Here is an 18,814-nt window from a genome sequence, read left to right as displayed (position 1 = left end):
ATGTCCCCGGACTGTACAGTGGGAGAGGGCCGGGGTGAGGGCATCAGGCCGCACGTTTCCCGTTCTACAACGCATCCTCAATCACCCACACGCTGACGCTTCCCCCTTTACAGGTAAAGGTGCCTTCGCCATCCGCCGCGGTGGTGACCGTTTCTTCACGATTGCCGAGAAAATCACGCCACGTTTTGTTGCCGTAGTTTTCCCCCAGGCAAATTACCTTCTCGCCGTCGTCGCCGTTCGACATCACCACCACGCAGCCGGGATCGTCTTCCGTGCCGCTGCGGCTGAAGGCGATGCAGTTTGGATGGTCAAAAAAGAGCGTCTGCACGCCGTGGGCAAAACGCTGGCGGGCGAGGATCAGCTCGTGAAGCTGCTCAATCACCGGCATATCAATATGGTACGTTTCACCGTCCCCTCCCGTATCGTCATAGCTTGCGCCGAACAGATCCGGATAGAAGACGCTCGGCACGCCGTTTTCCCGCAGCAGGATCAGCGCGTACGCCAGCGGTTTAAACCAGGCTTCGACCGGGGCTTCCAGCGCCTGCAAGGGTTGAGTGTCGTGGTTCGCGACGAGGGTCACCGCATGGAACGGGTCGGCCTCCACCAGCGTGCCGGTGAAGATCTGGCTCATGTCGTAATCACGTCCCTGGCGCGACGCTTCGTGGAATTTCATCTGCAGCGGGGCATCAAACAGCATGGTTTTACCGTCGACCTGGTCAATATAGGCCTGCAGTTTATCCACCTCGTGAGACCAGTATTCCGCCACGATAAACAGCGGCTGTTCGGCGACTTCCTGAACGTGCTCAATCCACTCTTTGTAAAACCAGGCGGGAATATGCTTGACGGCGTCCAGACGAAAACCGTCGCAGCGTGTCTGTTCCATGACCCAGCGGGCCCAGTATTTGATCTCCTCGGTGACGGCGTGATTGCGAAAGTCGATGTTTTCGCCCATCAGGTAATCGAAGTTGCCCATCTCATCATCGACCTGGTCATTCCAGCCTTCGCCGGTGTAGTCGTTGACGATTTTAAAGATCCCGTCTTCATCCGGGTTTTCAATATGGTCGACGCCGCTAAAGCATTTGTAATCCCAGATAAACTGCGAATATTGCCCGGCGCGGGCGGGGAAGGTGTAGCGAGTCCAGGCCTCACACTCGATGATTTCATCATCAATTTGTGTACGGTCCTGTTCGTTCACGCGCTGCACGCGGACAGGCTCTTTCTCATCAGCCCCCATTTTGTGGTTCACCACCACGTCCAGCAGGACGGCAATCTCGTTGCTTTTGAGGGCGTCGATGGCTTCCAGCAGCTGCGCTTTGTCACCGTATTTCGTGGCGATACTGCCTTTCTGGTCAAACTCGCCGAGGTCAAACAGATCGTAAGAGTCATAGCCAACCGAATACCCGCCGGAAGCCCCTTTATACGCGGGCGGCAGCCAGATCATGTTGATGCCGATTTCATTAAGATTGGGGGCTAACGCCGTGACTTCTCGCCACAATTCACCGCCAGCGGGGTAATACCAGTGAAAGCATTGTAACAGGGTGGGGTTTTTCATCGTCCGTGCTCCAGAAGCCATATGGCAGACTTCTGGAGTATGGATGAAGAAATCATAATTGTGTGTCGCGGGTAACACTTTCTGGATAAAGAATATTCCCTGACAGCTTTCCATAGGTAGAGGTGATGGATTGCTGTTTGCCGGTTTGATCGATGAGATGCCTAAGCTCATCCATTCGAATTGCCAGTAACTCTTTGAGTTGACTTTCATTTTTGAGCACGTTTTCAAGCAAGAATCTGGCCTGTTCGATATGGGGCCGTGGTGCTGATGCTATTGGATTAAGCGAAATATTTTCAATAAGTTGAACATAAGTGATTTCTTGCGTGATGAGATCGTCCCACTGGCCTGCTTTAGCCAGCTTGAGCATTGAAAGGCTGAGATCATGTAGCGCCTGCCAGGCGCTAAGAGCAGAGTTGGGGTTGTTCATTAAAAATTATCCTGGTGAGAGGAGACATTAGAGCCAATTTGTTTCCACGCGTCAGCAATGTTATTCAATAAGTCCTCAACTTCGACAATTGCCCCTTCGTCATTACGTAAATTAGCGTGTAACAGACGACGAATCATATAGTCATAAAGTGCTGCAAGGTTCGCAGAAAGCGGACCTTCAATCTCCATGTTCAAACCAGCCTTCAACCCGTTGTCGATGATATTTATCGCTTTCGACAAAGCTTCACCTTTTTCGGCAACACGACCCTCGTTGAGAAAAAGCCGAGCACGGACAAGGGCACTGAGTGCCCCGTCAAAAAGCATGGTCACAAGTTGGTGCGGATTTGCACTCATTACCGCACTTTCAAGACCGATTTGTTGATATGCACGCGCACCAATTTGTGAGTACATGATTATTCCTTAACTGCTGGACGAACTAAATTGCTGTTTCAGATAGGTGGATGTATTGTTCATTTTGCTCATCAACGTATCCAGATTCGTGAATTGCGCCTTATATCGCGCCATTGTGGCTTCTATATTTGCTTCCATCGCGTCATAGCGTTGATCAAGCGTTTTAAGCGTCGTGTTTATACCGTCAGTCGCATTCTTGATAATCCCTTCTTTACCCGCGGTCGTGCTTAACATGTTTGTGAGCATCGTGCCCATTTGTGTCGCAAGGCCGGTTGCTTTCCCATCACCGGCAAAATATTCCTGTACCGCTTCTGGATTATCCGTTAACGCTTTGCTCAATTTGGTCGAGTCAATCTTAAGATTGCCTAACGAACCGTCGGCCCCCGTCGCGGTATCTTGCGTGACACCCAGCTGAGCCAGGATTGCATAAGAGCCTGACTGCACCTCAGTTAATAATCCGCGTAGCTGAGATTGCACCGAGCGTACCGTGCTATCGCCAATTAACGCGCCGTTATTTGCAGACTGGCTTTCACCGGCATCAACCTTTATATATTTGGTGACGGATGTAATGGTCGACTGTAAAGCATTATAGGCAGTTACCCAGTCAGTTATGGCTTTTTGAGTGGTGTCAGCAGCACGAGTAATATCCAGATTTTCACTGCTCGTGCTCTCATTTTTAAGACTCAGGGTAATACCCGGCAGGGCATCAGTAATCGTGTTAGTTGAACGCTCAATCGTGATGTCGTTGATAATAACTTGCGAATTTTTGGATGCCGTCTGTTGATTCATCACGCCTGTGTGAGTTGAAGAATCATATCCAATGATATTTTGTAATGTGCTGTCGCCCGAGACGCTCACCGTCATATCATTTGCTGTACCAGATGTTTTAGAGGTCAGCATTAAAGTGTAGTCACCGTCTTTCGCTTTAATGACGGTAGCAGTAACGTTCCCGTTCGCTTTGTTGATCGCGCTGGCGATTCCATTTAATGAGGTATCGGAATCACCGAGCGTAACGGTCAGCGGCGTTGTCGAGCCGGCTTGTGCAATGGTTATCGTACGAGTTCCACCCGTTGTTGCGCCTAACTGCGAGGTCGCGCTAGCCTGACTCGCAGTAGTCAGTACCTGTGCTTTTGCCAGCGATTTAACCTGAACGGTATAGCTGCCGACGGTGGCTCCCGTTGCCGTGGTTGCCGTAAAGGAGGCATTGGTCGATCCGACTGCTGTTGCGTTCCATGTGTCAGTTTTAGAGAGTGCTGCAGTGGCGGTATTGAGCGTTTGCATCGCACTTTGCAGCTTACTGAATGCGCTGAGCTGCGCATTATAAGAGGTTTGCTGATTCGTTATTGTTGTTAATTTTGTTTTTTCAGCGGTTTCAAGGTTAGTGTAGAGCGTCTGTAAGTCCAAACCTGAGCCGACGCCAAGACTACTGATTGTTGCACTTGCCATTAGATTGTTTCCTTTAGTCAATGGTAGTTTCAGCTAGTTATCGGCGAGAGGAGAAAATAGTTTAATCATTAGTTGATAAAATTATCGGCAGAATAAGCGGCATTCCTTTCGGCATATACCCTCTTTGTTATCGGTAGGAAGGATGCAGTTCGGGGATATTTCTTCTTACAATAAAAGGCTGAACGCCAGTAGAAATCGTGGTTTTTTACCATGCTGATGAATATTTTTCATTTAAAATCAGTTAATTAAAAAAAACTCAATGAAAATTCTAAAGTCTTCATGACGTTCGTCGATAACCTTTTTGACGGTGAGAGACGCCGTGAGTGTTAAGCACCGACCCTAGAATCCAATTTGAAGGAATTAAAATATGTCAGTAATCAATACTAACCTGTTATCCCTGTCTACTCAGAACAACCTGAATAAATCTCAGTCTGCTCTGGGTACTGCGATTGAGCGTCTGTCTTCTGGCCTGCGTATCAACAGCGCGAAAGACGATGCTGCTGGTCAGGCGATTGCTAACCGCATGAATTCACAGATCAAGGGCATGACTCAGGCTGCTCGTAACGCCAACGATGGCATCTCTATGATTCAGACTGCTGAAGGCAACCTGAACGAAATTAACACCAACTTGCAGCGTATCCGTGAACTGTCTGTACAGGCAGCAAACGGCACCAACCAAGATACTGACATGGCCTCTATCAATACCGAGATCAACCAGCGTCTATCTGAAATTGACCGTATCGCAGGTGCTGCGAACTTCAACGGTAAAAACCTGCTGGATGGTTCTCAGAGCGGCGGCGTAACCATTCAGGTTGGTGCGAACACTAAAGCCGGTGATACCATCAGCATCGGCTCTGATTCTCTGATCAATGCTAAACTGAGCTCCCTGGCATCGGGTACTGCACTTTCTGGCGGTACTGCAGCAATTAGCGACAACGCCACTGCAAAAGCGGTTATTGATGCAGTTGATACTGCTCTTAAAGGTATCGACGGCGCGCGTAGCAACCTGGGTGCAATGCAAAACCGTTTCGAATCTACAGTTAACAACCTGAACAACTCAGTGACTAACCTGTCTGCTGCACAGTCTCGTATCCAGGATGCTGACTACGCAACCGAAGTGTCTAACATGTCACGTGCACAGATCCTGCAACAGGCTGGTACTTCTGTACTGTCTCAGGCAAACCAGGTTCCTCAGGCAATGCTGTCTCTGCTGCGTTAATTCTTACGCCCTTGATATTTCAAAACCCGGCGTTGCCGGGTTTTTGTTATATTGCCTCACTCCACTTTTATGTTGATAGACTTGAAAATATTATGCGCAAAATTTTACTTACCATTGACAGGTTCGAACACTACGGTCAACACGAGAGTATATTTTTTGATTTGATAGAATATTTTCATCGTCATAACTGGCAGGTCGATGTTGTTGCCAAAACAACGGGTCGGTATTGGCTCAACAATTTAAATGTCATAAATGAAAATAAAAACATTCGGTTATTGGAACAACCCAATGGTAAGTTGCATGCTTCCTACGACCTGATGTGGATATTTAACGGCTATATCCCGGCCGTACTGAATACGACTTTTATGCGAGGAGATTGTGTTTCCAGGGTCTTCTTTCATCATTTTTACAGCTATGCTGACTATGATTTACCCTATGGCGCAGATGCTGAAAATGCGCTTTCTAGCACCAGTTTTGCCTGCTCAACCGCCAGCTATGTCCGCTTAGTTGAAAAGGGCATTAAACAACCGCGGATCAAGATTTTTCCGCTTACCATTAATAATCAATTTTCTTCTGCCGGAAGGGTCTTCACAGATAAACTCGAAAAAGCACTGCTGATTTCTACTGGTTATAATAAGAATTTAGTGGAGCTTATTGAGTTATTCAAGACCAAAAATATTGAACTAGATTATTATAATCTGGACTCTGCGCCTGGCCCCGTAACCCCAGAATTGCTGTCACAATATCAGCTAATTATTGGCGATGAAGCGCGCGCTGTATATGCCATGAGTATGGGGTTGCCGGTTGTGATATCAGACGGTATTTCCTCGCATGGTTATCTAACAGAAGCAAATCTGTTGGAACGAACTGATTATCATTTTGCACTGACAGGTGCTTCCAAAATTGTTAACCAAAACCGCTGGGTCAAAGAAATCCTTGACGGTTACCCGCAGGCAGCCTGCTGGGCCTGGGAATACCGGGCTGAAGCAAACGCGCAATTTTCTTTAGACACCTGCGTAGGCAAGATACTGGATCGTTTACCTGCGCCGAAAAAACTACAAATTTCGCAGGAACAGCACAGTAACCTTGAATTTCATCGTAAGGTTATGGACAGTTTTGGGGAAGAAACAACGCGATCGGTGAGTAGTTGGATAAATGAAAGAAAACCAACTCCGCTGCGTTCCGCTATTATAGGGACTTTGCTTCAGTCTTTCCCTACCTGTGCCAGTATTACTGTCATAATTATTGATCGCGAAGGCGATCGAAATAAGCTGCGTGCGAGTTTGCTTTCTGTTAATAACCAAACACTAAGTGCCGACGCAATCATCGTAGTAGGAAAACTGCCATCATTTGATATTAACGATTGCCCGACAATACGCTTCGTGGATAATCTCAACCGGGCGGTGGATGAAATCACGTCAACTAATCTGCTCATTATGGACTCGGGCAATACTCTGGAAGAGCATGCGCTACTTACCTGTGCCGAGTTTACGATGCGTGATCCCCGGCGGGAACTTTGGTATTTTGACGAGCTCGTTATACGTAATGATGATGAAGATGGCTTAATTCTGAAGCCGGAATGTGATATAGATATGCTGCGTGCACATCCTTACATCGGTTCCAGTGTCTTTGTTTCAAAAGATGCAGTAAGTCGCCACAATGACTTTAATACTGACTATCAGTATTTGAGTCATATCGATATTTGTTGGAAATTAATTGAAGAAAAAGGTCCTCTCGTAATCGGCCATATTCCTGAGGCGTTGATCTCCGGGACCATCAGCATTAGTGAGTGGTGTAAAAATCCCGCCATCATGGATGAAATGAAAATCATCACTGCCGCGCATCTTTCACGCTGTGGCATACATGCAAAGATCGTAGCTGGCGAAGAGCCTGGCGTTCAGTTCGTGATGTATCAACTTCCAGCCATCGCAAAGGTGTCGGTGATTATTCCAACACGGGACCGTCTGGTGTTACTCCAGCGGTGTATAGACTCTCTGATGGAGAAAACGGCGTACCATCTGTATGAAATTATTATTGTTGATAATGGTTCTACTGATGAAGATGCGAGAAAGTACTTGGACCAGCTTGAGTCCATGCAGTTGGCGCAAATTAAAGTTCTGCGCTGGGATGCGGCGTTTAACTTTGCCTCTATCAACAACTATGCCAGCCGTTATGCAACAGGTGAATACCTGTTGTTTATGAATAATGATATTGAAATTAATGAAGGCAACTGGATGGGGGCATTGCTCGAACTCGCTCAACGCCCGGAAGTCGGTATAGTAGGTAGTAAACTTGTCTATCCTGATGGCACGCTGGAGCATGGTGGGTATATCACGGGCATCAATGACGGCGTGACTGTCTGTGGGAGAGGAAGCTCTCAGGAAGAAAGCGGCTTTCTTAGCCGGTTGAAGATCCCTCGGGGCGCTCATGCAGTAAGTGCGGCTTGCATGATGATGCGTAAAGAAGTATTTGATGAGCTTGGCGGATTCGATGAAGAGAATTTCCCGATCTACTACGCTGACGTTGATTTGGCATTAAAAGCAAAAGCGCAAGGTTATATCACCTTGTGGACACCTTTTAGCAGCGTTAAGCACCTTGGCGGAGCTTCGCGTTTGTTCCCAGAAAAATTTTCAGTCGCTACTCATGCGGATGAAGCATGTCATGATGCGCTACTTGATAAATGGGGAGCAGAACTGGCACGTGATCCTTATTATAATTCTAATATGAACCGTCTCGGGTCGACATTCAGCCTAAATACACGTATGTCGCGCTTACCGAATGCGCTGCCAGGAAGGCCGTTACCTGTGATCATGGGGACCCACATTAACTGGACAGGATGTGGTAATTATCGCGTCATTAAACCTCTTCATGCACTTCAGCAAGAGCTGAAAGCTGATGGTGGATTGATCTTGGGACTGCCAACGGTGATGGAAGTGGCCCAATTCCAGCCCGATCGACTGATTCTTGAAGTACCTATTGCTGATGATATTCCTCAGACAGTAAAACGCTATCGTCAGGTCTGTAATGCCAAAATTATTATGGAATTTGATGATTACTATTTAGACGTCCCGGAGAAAAATATTTTCAGGGAGAATGTGCCAAAAGACATTCAGAATCGCCTGAGTTCAGCCCTTGCTCTGGCCGACTGGGTTGTTGTTTCGACTGAGCCGCTGGCTGAAGCTTATTCTCGTTTCCATTCGGATATCCGTGTGGCAAAAAATCGTCTGGATATGGAACTGTGGGGAACCCTCAAGTCTGCTAAACGTTGTGGCAAAAAACCTCGTGTAGGCTGGGCAGGAGGCTCGAGCCATACGGGCGATCTTGAAATATTGTTACCTATCATTCATGAATTACAGGATGAAGTGGAATGGGTGTTTATGGGGATGAAACCTGCAGGTGTCAATTGTGAATTCCATTTACCTGTACCTTTTGAACATTATCCGCAAAAGTTGAGTGAACTTGATCTTGATCTGGCATTGGTCCCGCTTGAACAGAATCGGTTCAATGAATGTAAAAGTAATCTTCGTCTCTTAGAACTGGGAAGTTGTGGATTCCCCATTATCTGCACCGATATCGAACCCTATCGCTGTGGCCTGCCCGTTCATCGGGTAAAAAATACCCCCAGTGCGTGGATTTCTGCTGTTCGTGAGCATATTTACGACAGGAATGCACTTAATAAGGCTGGGGAACAACTGCGCAACGCAGTACACCGAGACTGGATGCTAAGAGAGAGTGGTCTGGATGATTGGCAACGTGCCTGGATAGGCTAATGCTTGTACCCAAGTGGGAAAGCGTCAGAAACTGGCGGTGTCTGAAACGAAGAATAGGTAAATGATGTATGTATCAGGGTGAAAAAATTGGTGTGGGGATCGTCACTTTTAATCGTAAAGACGGTTTGCTTAAACTATTTAACTCTCTGCCGCGCCAATATATTGATGAACTGGTTATTATTAATGACGGACAACATTATCCTGAGTATTCAGGTCTTGATTGTTGTTATATTTTGAATGAGGAAAATCTCGGGGTCGGGTGCAGCAAAAATCGGGCCCTGTCATATCTGCAAGAAAAAGGCGTTGACCACTATTTTCTTATTGAGGATGACGTTTTTGTTAAACGGGATGATGTTTTTCTTCGCTATATTGAAATGGCCCGACTCACAGGCATACAACATTTTAATTTTAGTCAGCATGGGTTACTGAATGTTAATCCACAGGGACAGCCACTCGTGCGAATGCGGTGCGATTATGCAAGTGAAAAACTATTTATGTTCCCTTCCTGCGTGGGAGCATTTAGTTACTACACTGCATTGGCGCTCGATACAGTGGGTCTGATGGACGAACGTTTCTATAATGCTCTTGAGCATGTTGATCATACTATTGCGATTATTGATGCTGGCATGCATCCTCCGTTCGGTTATTTTGCAGACATCGCAGACTCACAAGATTATATTGGTGATGAAGGATGGAGTACTAAGCAATCCACAATTTCAGGCGAACTCACTTTCAGGGCGATAGTGACAGTGGCTTTGCAACGTTTTAAACAAAAGCGTGGTCTCATGCCTACTGATATTACTATTGAGAATACAAAAAAAGTCACTCGGCAATTGGGAAAAATCTATAAAAAATATGCAGTTAGTCATTAAAGAGTGCATTATAACATTCAGCAAGCCAGTTGCGGAAAAACCACTGGCTGCTGTTTTTCCTGATCTAATCTCAAAATAACCCCCCATTTCACCCATTATTCATCCAATTGAACGCCCTGCAGAATCGGATAATCATGCCGATAACTCAACTAACGCAGGGCTGTTTATCGTGAATTCACTCTATACCGCTGAAGGTGTAATGGATAAACACTCGCTGTGGCAGCGTTATGTCCCGCTGGTGCGTCACGAAGCATTGCGCCTCCAGGTGCGTTTGCCGGCGAGCGTGGAACTTGACGATCTGCTACAGGCGGGCGGTATCGGGTTATTGAATGCAGTTGACCGATACGACGCTCTGCAAGGAACGGCATTTACGACTTACGCAGTTCAGCGTATTCGTGGTGCGATGCTGGACGAGCTGCGCAGCCGCGACTGGGTGCCGCGCAGCGTTCGCCGCAACGCGCGCGAAGTGGCGCATGCGATGGGGCAGCTGGAACAGGAACTGGGACGCAACGCAACGGAAACCGAAGTGGCGGAACGTCTTGGCATTGCTGTTGAAGAGTATCGTCAGATGTTGCTCGATACCAATAATAGCCAACTCTTCTCCTATGACGAGTGGCGCGAAGAGCATGGCGATAGCATCGAGCTGGTGACGGACGAGCACCAGCAGGAAAACCCGTTACACCATTTAATGGAAGGGAATTTACGCCAGCGCGTAATGGAAGCGATTGAAGCTCTGCCCGAGCGCGAACAGCTGGTGTTGACCCTTTATTACCAGGAAGAGCTTAATCTCAAAGAGATTGGCGCGGTTCTGGAGGTGGGGGAGTCGCGGGTTAGCCAGCTGCACAGCCAGGCCATTAAACGCTTACGAACCAAACTGGGTAAGTTATAGGTGATCCAATCACCCGAAAAATGCCGCACAACGTATTGACAACCAGGAGTTATCATGACGGTGCAGCAATCTAAAAGACGGCCTTTAAGCCGCTACCTGAAAGACTTTAAACACAGCCAGACGCATTGCGCCCACTGTAACAAATTACTCGATCGTATCACGCTGGTTCGCCGGGGCGAGATCGTGAATAAAATCGCTATCTCTCGCCTCGACACGTTAATGGATGAAGCCGCGTGGCTCGAAGAGCAAAAAGAGTGGGTGGCGCTTTGCCGTTTCTGTGGCGATCTCCACTGCAAAGAGCAAAGCGACTTCTTCGATATCATCGGCTTCAAACAATTCCTGTTTGAACAAACGGAGATGAGCCACGGCACCGTGCGCGAATATGTGGTTCGCCTGCGCCGTCTTGGGCAGCATCTGAGCGTTAACAATATCTCTCGCGATCTGCTGAAGACCGGTTATCTGGATGAAAATCTGGAGCCGTGGCTGCCTGCAACCAGCACCAACAACTACCGTATTGCGCTGCGCAAGTATGCGCAATATAAGGTGCAAATGCCGGGTTCCGTGAAGCAGAAAGCGCTCGCCGGAACAACTTCTGATATATATTAAAAAAGAATAAGATGTAGCGCAGTCGCCTTTGACGTTGCAGGCGATTTCTCTACACTACGTAAAAATTCCACTATATCGGGGTATTTATGAAATTTGCACTTCTGGGTCGTCAGGCGCTGATGGGTGTTATGGCCGTCGCGCTGGTTGCGGGCATGAGCGTGAAAACGTTCGCCGCAGAAAACCTGCTGAATAAAGTAAAAGAGCGCGGTACGCTGCTGGTCGGGCTGGAAGGAACCTATCCTCCGTTCAGCTTCCAGGGCGATGACGGCAAGCTGACCGGTTTTGAAGTGGAATTTGCAGAAGAACTGGCGAAGCACCTCGGCGTTAAAGCCTCCCTGAAACCGACCAAATGGGACGGTATGCTGGCGTCACTGGATTCAAAACGCATTGACGTGGTGATTAACCAGGTGACCATTTCTGACGAGCGTAAGAAGAAGTATGACTTCTCCACGCCGTACACCGTGTCCGGTATTCAGGCGCTGGTGAAGAAAGGTAACGAAGGCTCCATTAAATCCGCTGCCGATCTGAAAGGCAAAAAAGTCGGCGTCGGTCTGGGAACTAACTACGAAGAGTGGCTGCGCCAGAACGTTCAGGGCGTGGACATCCGCACCTATGATGATGACCCGACGAAATATCAGGACCTGCGCGTAGGCCGTATCGACGCCATTCTGGTTGACCGTCTGGCCGCTTTGGATCTGGTGAAGAAAACCAACAATACCCTGGCAGTAGCGGGTGATGCGTTCTCTCGTCAGGAATCCGGCGTGGCCGTCCGTAAAGGCAACGAGGATCTGGTGAAAGCCATTGATTCCGCGATTGCTGACATGCAGAAAGACGGCAGCCTGAAGGCGCTGTCTGAGAAGTGGTTCGGGGCAGACGTCACCAAATAAGTCGGTGACCTGGAAAAAAGGCGCTTTTAAAAGCGCCTTTTTTATTTCTTACGCGTCTGCGTGCATAATGAAAAATATCACATTTTGTCTGAGTTACCGGAGAGTCCATGTCACTACAGGATTTAACGCGCTTTCCCCGTCTGGAGTTTATCGGTGCGCCGACGCCGCTGGAGTACCTGCCGCGATTTTCTGATTATCTGGGACGCGATATTTTTATTAAGCGCGATGACGTGACGCCGATGGCGATGGGGGGCAATAAGCTGCGCAAGCTGGAGTTTCTGGCGGCTGACGCGCTGCGCGAAGGCGCGGATACGCTTATTACTGCCGGGGCCATTCAGTCCAACCATGTTCGTCAGACGGCCGCCGTGGCGGCAAAACTCGGGCTTCACTGCGTGGCTCTGCTGGAAAACCCGATTGGCACGCGGGCTGAAAACTATCTGTCCAACGGTAACCGTCTGCTGCTGGATCTGTTTAACGTGCAGGTGGAGATGGTGGATGCGTTGACCGACCCGACCGCGCAGCTCGATGAGCTGGCGACGCGTCTGGAAGCGCAGGGTTTCCGCCCCTACGTTATTCCCGTCGGCGGTTCGAACGCGCTGGGCGCGCTGGGCTATGTGGAAAGCGCGTTGGAAATCGCCCAGCAGTGCGATGGCGCCGTTGGCCTCTCGTCGGTCGTTGTCGCCTCCGGAAGCGCGGGCACGCATGCCGGGCTGGCGGTGGGGCTGGAACAGCTTCTGCCGGATGTCGAGCTGATTGGCGTGACGGTTTCCCGCAGCGTCGCGGACCAGAAGCCAAAAGTAGTGGCGCTGCAACAGGCGGTGGCAGAGCAGCTGGAGCTGAAGGCCAGGGCCGAGATCCTGCTCTGGGATGACTATTTTGCGCCGGGCTACGGTACGCCTAATGAAGAGGGGATGGAAGCCGTTAAGCTGCTGGCGCGCCTTGAAGGTATACTGCTCGATCCGGTCTATACGGGTAAAGCGATGGCCGGGCTTATCGATGGCATTGCGCAGAAACGCTTTAAGGATGAAGGGCCGATTTTATTTGTGCACACCGGCGGGGCGCCCGCGCTGTTTGCTTATCATCCTCATGTCTAAAAATCAGGTCGAAAAATAATAATGCAAGAAAGTATTCAACTGGTTATTGATTCCCTGCCATTCCTGCTGAAAGGTGCGGTATTCACGCTACAGCTCAGTATCGGCGGGATGTTCTTCGGTCTTGTGCTGGGCTTTGTACTGGCCTTAATGCGCATGTCGCCCATCCTGCCGGTACGCTGGCTGGCGCGCTTTTATATTTCCGTGTTTCGCGGTACGCCGCTTATCGCTCAGCTCTTTATGATCTACTACGGTTTACCGCAGTTCGGCATCGAGCTCGATCCGATCCCGGCGGCGATGATTGGCCTGTCGCTTAACACGGCGGCCTATACCTCCGAAACCCTGCGCGCGGCGATCTCGTCGATTGATAAAGGCCAGTGGGAAGCGGCGGCCAGTATCGGGATGACGCCGTGGCAGACGCTGCGTCGCGCCATTCTGCCGCAGGCAGCGCGGGTAGCGCTTCCGCCGCTGAGCAACAGCTTCATCAGCCTGGTAAAAGATACCTCTCTGGCGGCAACCATCCAGGTGCCGGAGCTGTTCCGTCAGGCGCAGCTCATTACCTCGCGCACCCTTGAAGTTTTCACCATGTATCTGGCCGCCTCGCTGATCTACTGGGTGATGGCGACGGTGTTGTCTGCTCTGCAAAACTACTTTGAAAACCAGCTTAACCGCCAGGAGCGTGATCCAAAATGAGTGCAATTGACGTCAAAAACCTGGTGAAAAAATTCCACGGGCAAACGGTGCTCCACGGCATCGACCTAGAAGTTGAGCAGGGAGAAGTCGTGGCGATTATTGGGCCGAGCGGGTCGGGGAAAACCACGCTGCTGCGTAGTATCAACCTGCTTGAGCAGCCGGAAGGGGGCACCATTCGGGTTGGGGAGATAACGATTGATGCCGGTAAATCCATCAGCCAGCAGAAAGGGTTGATTCGCCGCCTGCGTCAGCATGTTGGCTTTGTGTTCCAGAGCTTCAATCTATTCCCGCACCGCACGGTGCTGGAAAATATTATTGAAGGACCGGTCATTGTAAAAGGTGAGCCCAAAGAGGAAGCGACGGCACGCGCCCGCGAGTTGCTCGCCAAAGTCGGGCTGGCAGGGAAAGAGACCAGCTATCCGCGCCGCCTGTCGGGCGGGCAGCAGCAGCGCGTGGCCATCGCGCGCGCGCTGGCGATGCGCCCTGACGTGATCCTGTTTGATGAACCGACCTCCGCGCTCGATCCAGAACTGGTGGGTGAGGTGCTGAACACCATCCGCCAGCTGGCGCAGGAAAAACGCACGATGGTTATCGTGACCCATGAAATGAGCTTTGCGCGCGACGTGGCGGACAGAGCCATCTTTATGGACCAGGGGCGGATTGTGGAGCAGGGACCGGCGAAAAGCTTATTTGCTAACCCTCAGCAACCGCGAACCCGTCAGTTCCTGGAAAAATTCCTTATGCAGTAGCATTTATGTACTCATTTGCTCCAGAAAGTTCTTCTGGAGCAAATAATTCTCGCTCATCGCCTTAAATGGTGTTCTTTTATTCTACCCGAACAGAATAATCCTTATCCATAGCACAGTTAATTGTGCTAGTGCCGATATTTTGTAGTTAGAAATAAGTTTTATGTGTTAGGTTATATTCACCATAATAATGATTATCTTTTCAGAGGCTTCTTTTAGTAAGTATGAAGGATTCAGACTTTTTCACCTGGCGACGGGATTGCTCCCTGCGGTTTCAGGAATTGACCTGTGCTGCCGAGGTATATCATGAACTTCAGCGACAAACTCAGGCGCTGGAATTCGATTACTACTCACTCTGTGTGCGCCATCCGGTGCCGTTTACGCGGCCTAAAATTGCTGTGCATGCCACTTATCCGCAACAGTGGCTGGCGCAATATCAATCAGAGAACTATTTCACCATCGATCCGGTGCTAAAGCCGGAGAATTTCATTCAGGGGCATTTACCCTGGACGGACGAATTATTTGCGGATGCTCAGGAATTATGGCATGGGGCGCAGGACTTCGGTCTACGTTCGGGAATAACGCAGTGTCTGATGCTGCCTAATCATGCGCTCGGCTTCCTCTCTGTTTCCCGTACTCGCGCGCAGGAAGGACCGTTTGCCGGCGAGGAAATAGAGTTGCGGCTGCAGATGCTGGTGCAAATGGCATTAACCGCGCTGCTGCGTTTTGAAGATAAGATGGTTATGCCGCCTGAGATGAAATTCAGCAAACGCGAACGAGAAATTCTGAAATGGACCGCGGAAGGGAAGACGTCGGCGGAAATAGCCATCATTCTCTCTATTTCAGAGAATACGGTTAACTTCCATCAGAAGAATATGCAGAAAAAATTTAATGCGCCAAACAAGACGCAGATTGCCTGTTATGCGGCGGCTACGGGACTGATCTGATTAGAGAGTACGTTCTGCGTGACAGACGAGTGGACGGCTGAATGCACTGCATCCAGCCGTTTTTTGTTACTGGCGGTACGCTTGTTTGATTTGCTTAACGGTGTTAGCAAATACGGCCGATTCCGCCTGGTCTTCCATCTGCGCGATTTGTTTTTCCATTTTAATGATCACACGACCAGCATCAGCCTGGCCCATCGCCTGCAGCATCAGCGTTAGCAGCGCTTTCAGGCAGTTTACTTCCTGTGCCAGTTCCTGGTTATTCTCCGCAGTGGCAAATTCAGGTGTGCTCATTTATTTTCCTCATTATTAAACGGCGCTAAAGCGCGACGACGAAAGTCAAGGCGGCGGAGTATACCACAAGCTGCAGCAAAAAATGCAGCGGTTGTTTTTCGTACTTTTACGCCAGTGTTTATTTGCGTAAACAGAGCCAGCCGGTAAACTGATGCTCTGGTACGGCTATTAATTGTTTGCGCCTGGTTTACTCGCCGTTAATTATTGTTACAAAAATTGAGAACAGTTTTTCCGCGAGGAAAGCGTGCAAGCTTTTTGTAACTTTTTGAATACAGATGCTTAAAAATTGCCGCAAAAGCTCTGATGGCAAGGGCTCTCTTTCCATGGACTGTACAGGCTAATTTCCAAAAACGAGAGCAAAATCGAATAGCCGATTTTTTAACGTTTTAATCTTGTGATGAAAACCGTTAATATAAGCCAAATTATCACTCAGTAGCGTTATCCCTATTCTGGAGACATTTCCTTTGATCAACGTCCTTCTTGTTGATGACCACGAACTGGTGCGCGCAGGGATACGACGCATTCTTGAAGATATTAAAGGTATAAAAGTTGCCGGTGAGGCGTGCTGTGGGGAAGATGCCGTAAAATGGTGCCGCACAAACTCGGCCGATGTGGTGCTGATGGATATGAATATGCCCGGTATCGGTGGCCTTGAGGCAACACGCAAAATCGCGCGTACCTTTGTTGATACAAAAGTCATCATGCTGACCGTGCATACTGAAAATCCGCTTCCCGCGAAGGTGATGCAGGCGGGGGCAGCCGGTTACCTCAGCAAAGGCGCCGCACCGCAGGAGGTCGTCAATGCTATCCGTTCTGTATTTGCCGGGCAGCGTTACATTGCCTCCGACATTGCGCAGCAGATGGCGCTGAGCCAGATCGAACCCGAGAAAACGGAATCACCGTTTGCCAGTTTGTCTGAGCGTGAATTGCAGATTATGCTGATGATCACCAAGGGTCAGAAAGTGAATGAGATCTCAGAGCAGCTGAATCTCAGCCCGAAAACGGTCAACAGCTATCGTTATCGTATGTTCAGTAAACTGAACATTCATGGTGATGTTGAACTGACTCATCTGGCCATCCGGCATGGTTTATGTAACGCGGAGACGTTGTTAAGTCAGTGAGTGATGTATTCGATTCAAAAGCATTTCTGAAAACCGTAACCAGCCAGCCAGGCGTCTATCGGATGTATGACGCTGGCGGTACGGTTATCTATGTGGGGAAGGCCAAAGATCTTAAAAAGCGTCTTTCCAGCTATTTCCGCAGTAACCTTGCCTCCCGTAAGACCGAAGCGCTGGTCTCACTCATTCAGAATATTGATGTCACCGTGACGCATACCGAGACGGAAGCGCTACTGCTTGAGCACAACTATATTAAGCTTTACCAGCCGCGCTATAACGTGCTGCTGCGGGACGACAAATCCTATCCGTTTATCTTTCTGAGTGGTGACACCCATCCGCGTCTGGCGATGCACCGCGGCGCAAAACACGCGAAAGGGGAATATTTCGGTCCCTTCCCGAATGGCTATGCCGTGCGGGAGACGCTGGCGCTGCTGCAAAAAATCTTCCCGATCCGCCAGTGTGAAAACAGCGTCTACCGCAACCGCTCGCGCCCGTGTTTACAGTACCAGATTGGGCGTTGCCTTGGCCCCTGTGTTGCCGGGCTGGTCAGTGAAGACGAGTATGCGCAGCAGGTAGAGTATGTACGCCTGTTCTTAGCTGGCAAAGACGATCAGGTTTTAACCCAGCTGATCGCCAGAATGGAAAAAGCCAGCGCCGCACTTGAGTTTGAAGAGGCTGCGCGGATCCGCGACCAGATCCAGGCGGTGCGCAGAGTCACTGAGAAACAGTTTGTCTCAAATACCGGCGACGATCTCGACGTTATTGGCGTGGCCTTCGACGCCGGCATGGCCTGCGTGCATGTGCTGTTTATTCGCCAGGGCAAAGTGCTCGGCAGCCGCAGCTATTTCCCGAAGGTGCCTGGCGGCACCGAGCTGGGTGAAGTGGTGGAAACCTTTGTTGGCCAGTTTTATCTTCAGGGCAGCCAGATGCGTACGCTGCCCTCGGAGATCCTGCTCGATTTTAGCCTCGATGATAAAACCCTGCTGGCCGATTCGCTCTCTGAACTGGCGGGGCGCCGGGTCAATGTTCAAACCAAACCGCGCGGCGACCGTGCACGCTATCTGAAGCTGGCGCGGACCAACGCGGCGACGGCGCTCACCACTAAACTGTCCCAGCAATCGACGGTGAGCCAGCGTTTAACCGCGCTGGCGACGCTCCTGAAGTTGCCGGAAGTGAAGCGAATGGAATGTTTCGATATCAGCCATACGATGGGTGAGCAGACGGTGGCGTCCTGCGTGGTATTTGACGCCAACGGCCCGCTGCGCGCCGAGTATCGCCGCTATAACATCACCGGCATCACGCCGGGTGATGACTATGCTGCCATGAATCAGGTGCTGCGCCGTCGCTACGGTAAAGCGATTGAAGAGAGCAAGATCCCGGACGTGATTCTTATCGACGGTGGGAAAGGGCAGCTAGGTCAGGCGAAAGCGGTATTCGAGTCGCTCGACGTTGAGTGGGACAAAAACCATCCGCTGCTGTTAGGCGTGGCAAAAGGGGCCGATCGAAAGGCCGGTCTGGAAACGCTGTTTTTTGAGCCGGAAGGTGAGGGCTTCAGCCTGCCGCCGGACTCCCCGGCGCTGCACGTCATTCAGCATATTCGCGATGAATCACACGATCACGCCATCAGCGGCCACCGCAAAAAACGGGCGAAGGTCAAAAACACGAGCACGCTTGAGACTATTGAGGGCGTTGGGCCAAAACGCCGCCAGATGCTGCTGAAGTATATGGGCGGATTGCAAGGATTACTCAACGCCAGTATGGAGGAAATTGCAAAAGTGCCGGGTATTTCGCAAGGGCTGGCAGAAAAGATCTACTACTCGTTGAAACATTGAGGGCTCTGTAGCAACATA

The 18,814-nt window shown here is 49.9% G+C and carries 17 protein-coding genes; 12 read left to right on the top strand and 5 right to left on the bottom strand.

The window, feature by feature from the left end; all coding sequences use genetic code 11:
* Positions 1-64 precede the first annotated feature (64 nt).
* The 4 genes from amyA to fliD are packed head-to-tail and all read right to left on the bottom strand — an operon-like array spanning position 65 to position 3,835.
* The gene (gene amyA / locus IM273_RS13075; RefSeq protein ID WP_047367839.1) at positions 65-1,552 is read right to left on the bottom strand and encodes an alpha-amylase; all 1,488 of its coding nucleotides are present in this window, start codon (positions 1,550-1,552) and stop codon (positions 65-67) included.
* Positions 1,553-1,604: 52 nt separating this feature from the next.
* Complete coding sequence (gene fliT / locus IM273_RS13070) at positions 1,605-1,979, bottom strand: flagella biosynthesis regulatory protein FliT (RefSeq protein WP_049000127.1); 375 nt, start codon at positions 1,977-1,979, stop codon at positions 1,605-1,607.
* Positions 1,979-2,389: a flagellar export chaperone FliS gene (gene fliS, locus IM273_RS13065; RefSeq protein ID WP_049000129.1), complete on the bottom strand. Its 411-nt coding sequence runs from the start codon at positions 2,387-2,389 to the stop codon at positions 1,979-1,981. Before fliS ends, fliT begins: the two co-directional genes overlap by 1 nt.
* 9 nt (positions 2,390-2,398) lie before the next feature.
* Positions 2,399-3,835, bottom strand: coding sequence for a flagellar filament capping protein FliD (gene fliD / locus IM273_RS13060; RefSeq protein WP_193055546.1), 1,437 nt, complete (start codon positions 3,833-3,835; stop codon positions 2,399-2,401).
* 367 nt (positions 3,836-4,202) lie between these two features.
* Between fliD and IM273_RS13055 the strand changes: the two genes are divergently transcribed.
* From IM273_RS13055 to sdiA, 10 genes are all read left to right on the top strand, one after another.
* Entirely contained in the window at positions 4,203-5,054 is an 852-nt protein-coding gene (locus IM273_RS13055) for a flagellin domain-containing protein (RefSeq protein ID WP_049000131.1), read from the top strand.
* A 92-nt stretch (positions 5,055-5,146) separates the two neighbouring features.
* A complete protein-coding gene (locus IM273_RS13050; RefSeq protein ID WP_192987302.1) occupies positions 5,147-8,824 on the top strand; it encodes a glycosyltransferase in 3,678 nt (1,225 codons plus the stop codon).
* A 68-nt stretch (positions 8,825-8,892) separates the two neighbouring features.
* Complete coding sequence (locus IM273_RS13045; protein WP_193051451.1) at positions 8,893-9,696, top strand: glycosyltransferase family 2 protein; 804 nt, start codon at positions 8,893-8,895, stop codon at positions 9,694-9,696.
* A 169-nt stretch (positions 9,697-9,865) separates the two neighbouring features.
* Positions 9,866-10,585: an RNA polymerase sigma factor FliA gene (locus IM273_RS13040; RefSeq protein ID WP_014170714.1), complete on the top strand. Its 720-nt coding sequence runs from the start codon at positions 9,866-9,868 to the stop codon at positions 10,583-10,585.
* Between the two features lie 54 nt (positions 10,586-10,639).
* The gene (gene fliZ / locus IM273_RS13035; protein WP_028013680.1) at positions 10,640-11,191 is read left to right on the top strand and encodes a flagella biosynthesis regulatory protein FliZ; all 552 of its coding nucleotides are present in this window, start codon (positions 10,640-10,642) and stop codon (positions 11,189-11,191) included.
* Between the two features lie 86 nt (positions 11,192-11,277).
* Positions 11,278-12,078, top strand: coding sequence for a cystine ABC transporter substrate-binding protein (gene tcyJ, locus IM273_RS13030; protein WP_028013679.1), 801 nt, complete (start codon positions 11,278-11,280; stop codon positions 12,076-12,078).
* 107 nt (positions 12,079-12,185) lie between these two features.
* Positions 12,186-13,172 (top strand): D-cysteine desulfhydrase, encoded by a 987-nt coding sequence (dcyD, locus tag IM273_RS13025; protein ID WP_193051453.1) that lies wholly within the window; start codon positions 12,186-12,188, stop codon positions 13,170-13,172.
* Positions 13,173-13,193: 21 nt separating this feature from the next.
* On the top strand, positions 13,194-13,862 hold the full coding sequence (tcyL, locus tag IM273_RS13020; RefSeq protein ID WP_028013677.1) for a cystine ABC transporter permease: 669 nt from the start codon (positions 13,194-13,196) through the stop codon (positions 13,860-13,862).
* Positions 13,859-14,611: an L-cystine ABC transporter ATP-binding protein TcyN gene (gene tcyN, locus IM273_RS13015; protein WP_028013676.1), complete on the top strand. Its 753-nt coding sequence runs from the start codon at positions 13,859-13,861 to the stop codon at positions 14,609-14,611. Before tcyL ends, tcyN begins: the two co-directional genes overlap by 4 nt.
* A gap of 221 nt (positions 14,612-14,832) precedes the next feature.
* Positions 14,833-15,555, top strand: a complete 723-nt coding sequence (gene sdiA, locus IM273_RS13010; RefSeq protein WP_193051455.1) for a transcriptional regulator SdiA — start codon at positions 14,833-14,835, stop codon at positions 15,553-15,555.
* Positions 15,556-15,621: 66 nt separating this feature from the next.
* Here the strand turns inward: sdiA and IM273_RS13005 are convergent, their stop codons facing one another.
* On the bottom strand, positions 15,622-15,846 hold the full coding sequence (locus IM273_RS13005) for a DUF2594 family protein (RefSeq protein ID WP_014832453.1): 225 nt from the start codon (positions 15,844-15,846) through the stop codon (positions 15,622-15,624).
* A 464-nt stretch (positions 15,847-16,310) separates the two neighbouring features.
* Between IM273_RS13005 and uvrY the strand changes: the two genes are divergently transcribed.
* Both uvrY and uvrC read left to right on the top strand, forming a co-directional pair.
* Positions 16,311-16,967, top strand: a complete 657-nt coding sequence (gene uvrY / locus IM273_RS13000) for a UvrY/SirA/GacA family response regulator transcription factor (RefSeq protein WP_013096026.1) — start codon at positions 16,311-16,313, stop codon at positions 16,965-16,967.
* Positions 16,964-18,796 carry an excinuclease ABC subunit UvrC gene (gene uvrC / locus IM273_RS12995; protein WP_041909391.1) on the top strand — a complete coding sequence of 611 codons (1,833 nt, stop codon included), beginning with the start codon at positions 16,964-16,966 and terminating at the stop codon, positions 18,794-18,796. The genes uvrY and uvrC overlap by 4 nt, the downstream gene beginning before the upstream one ends.
* Positions 18,797-18,814: the final 18 nt, after the last annotated feature.

The sequence above is a fragment of the Enterobacter cloacae complex sp. P13B genome, from assembly GCF_014895915.1.
GTDB classification, from domain to species: Bacteria; Pseudomonadota; Gammaproteobacteria; order Enterobacterales; family Enterobacteriaceae; genus Enterobacter; species Enterobacter bugandensis.
Note: the sequence above shows the minus strand (reverse complement) of the source record. Positions and strands in the feature narration are given on the sequence as shown.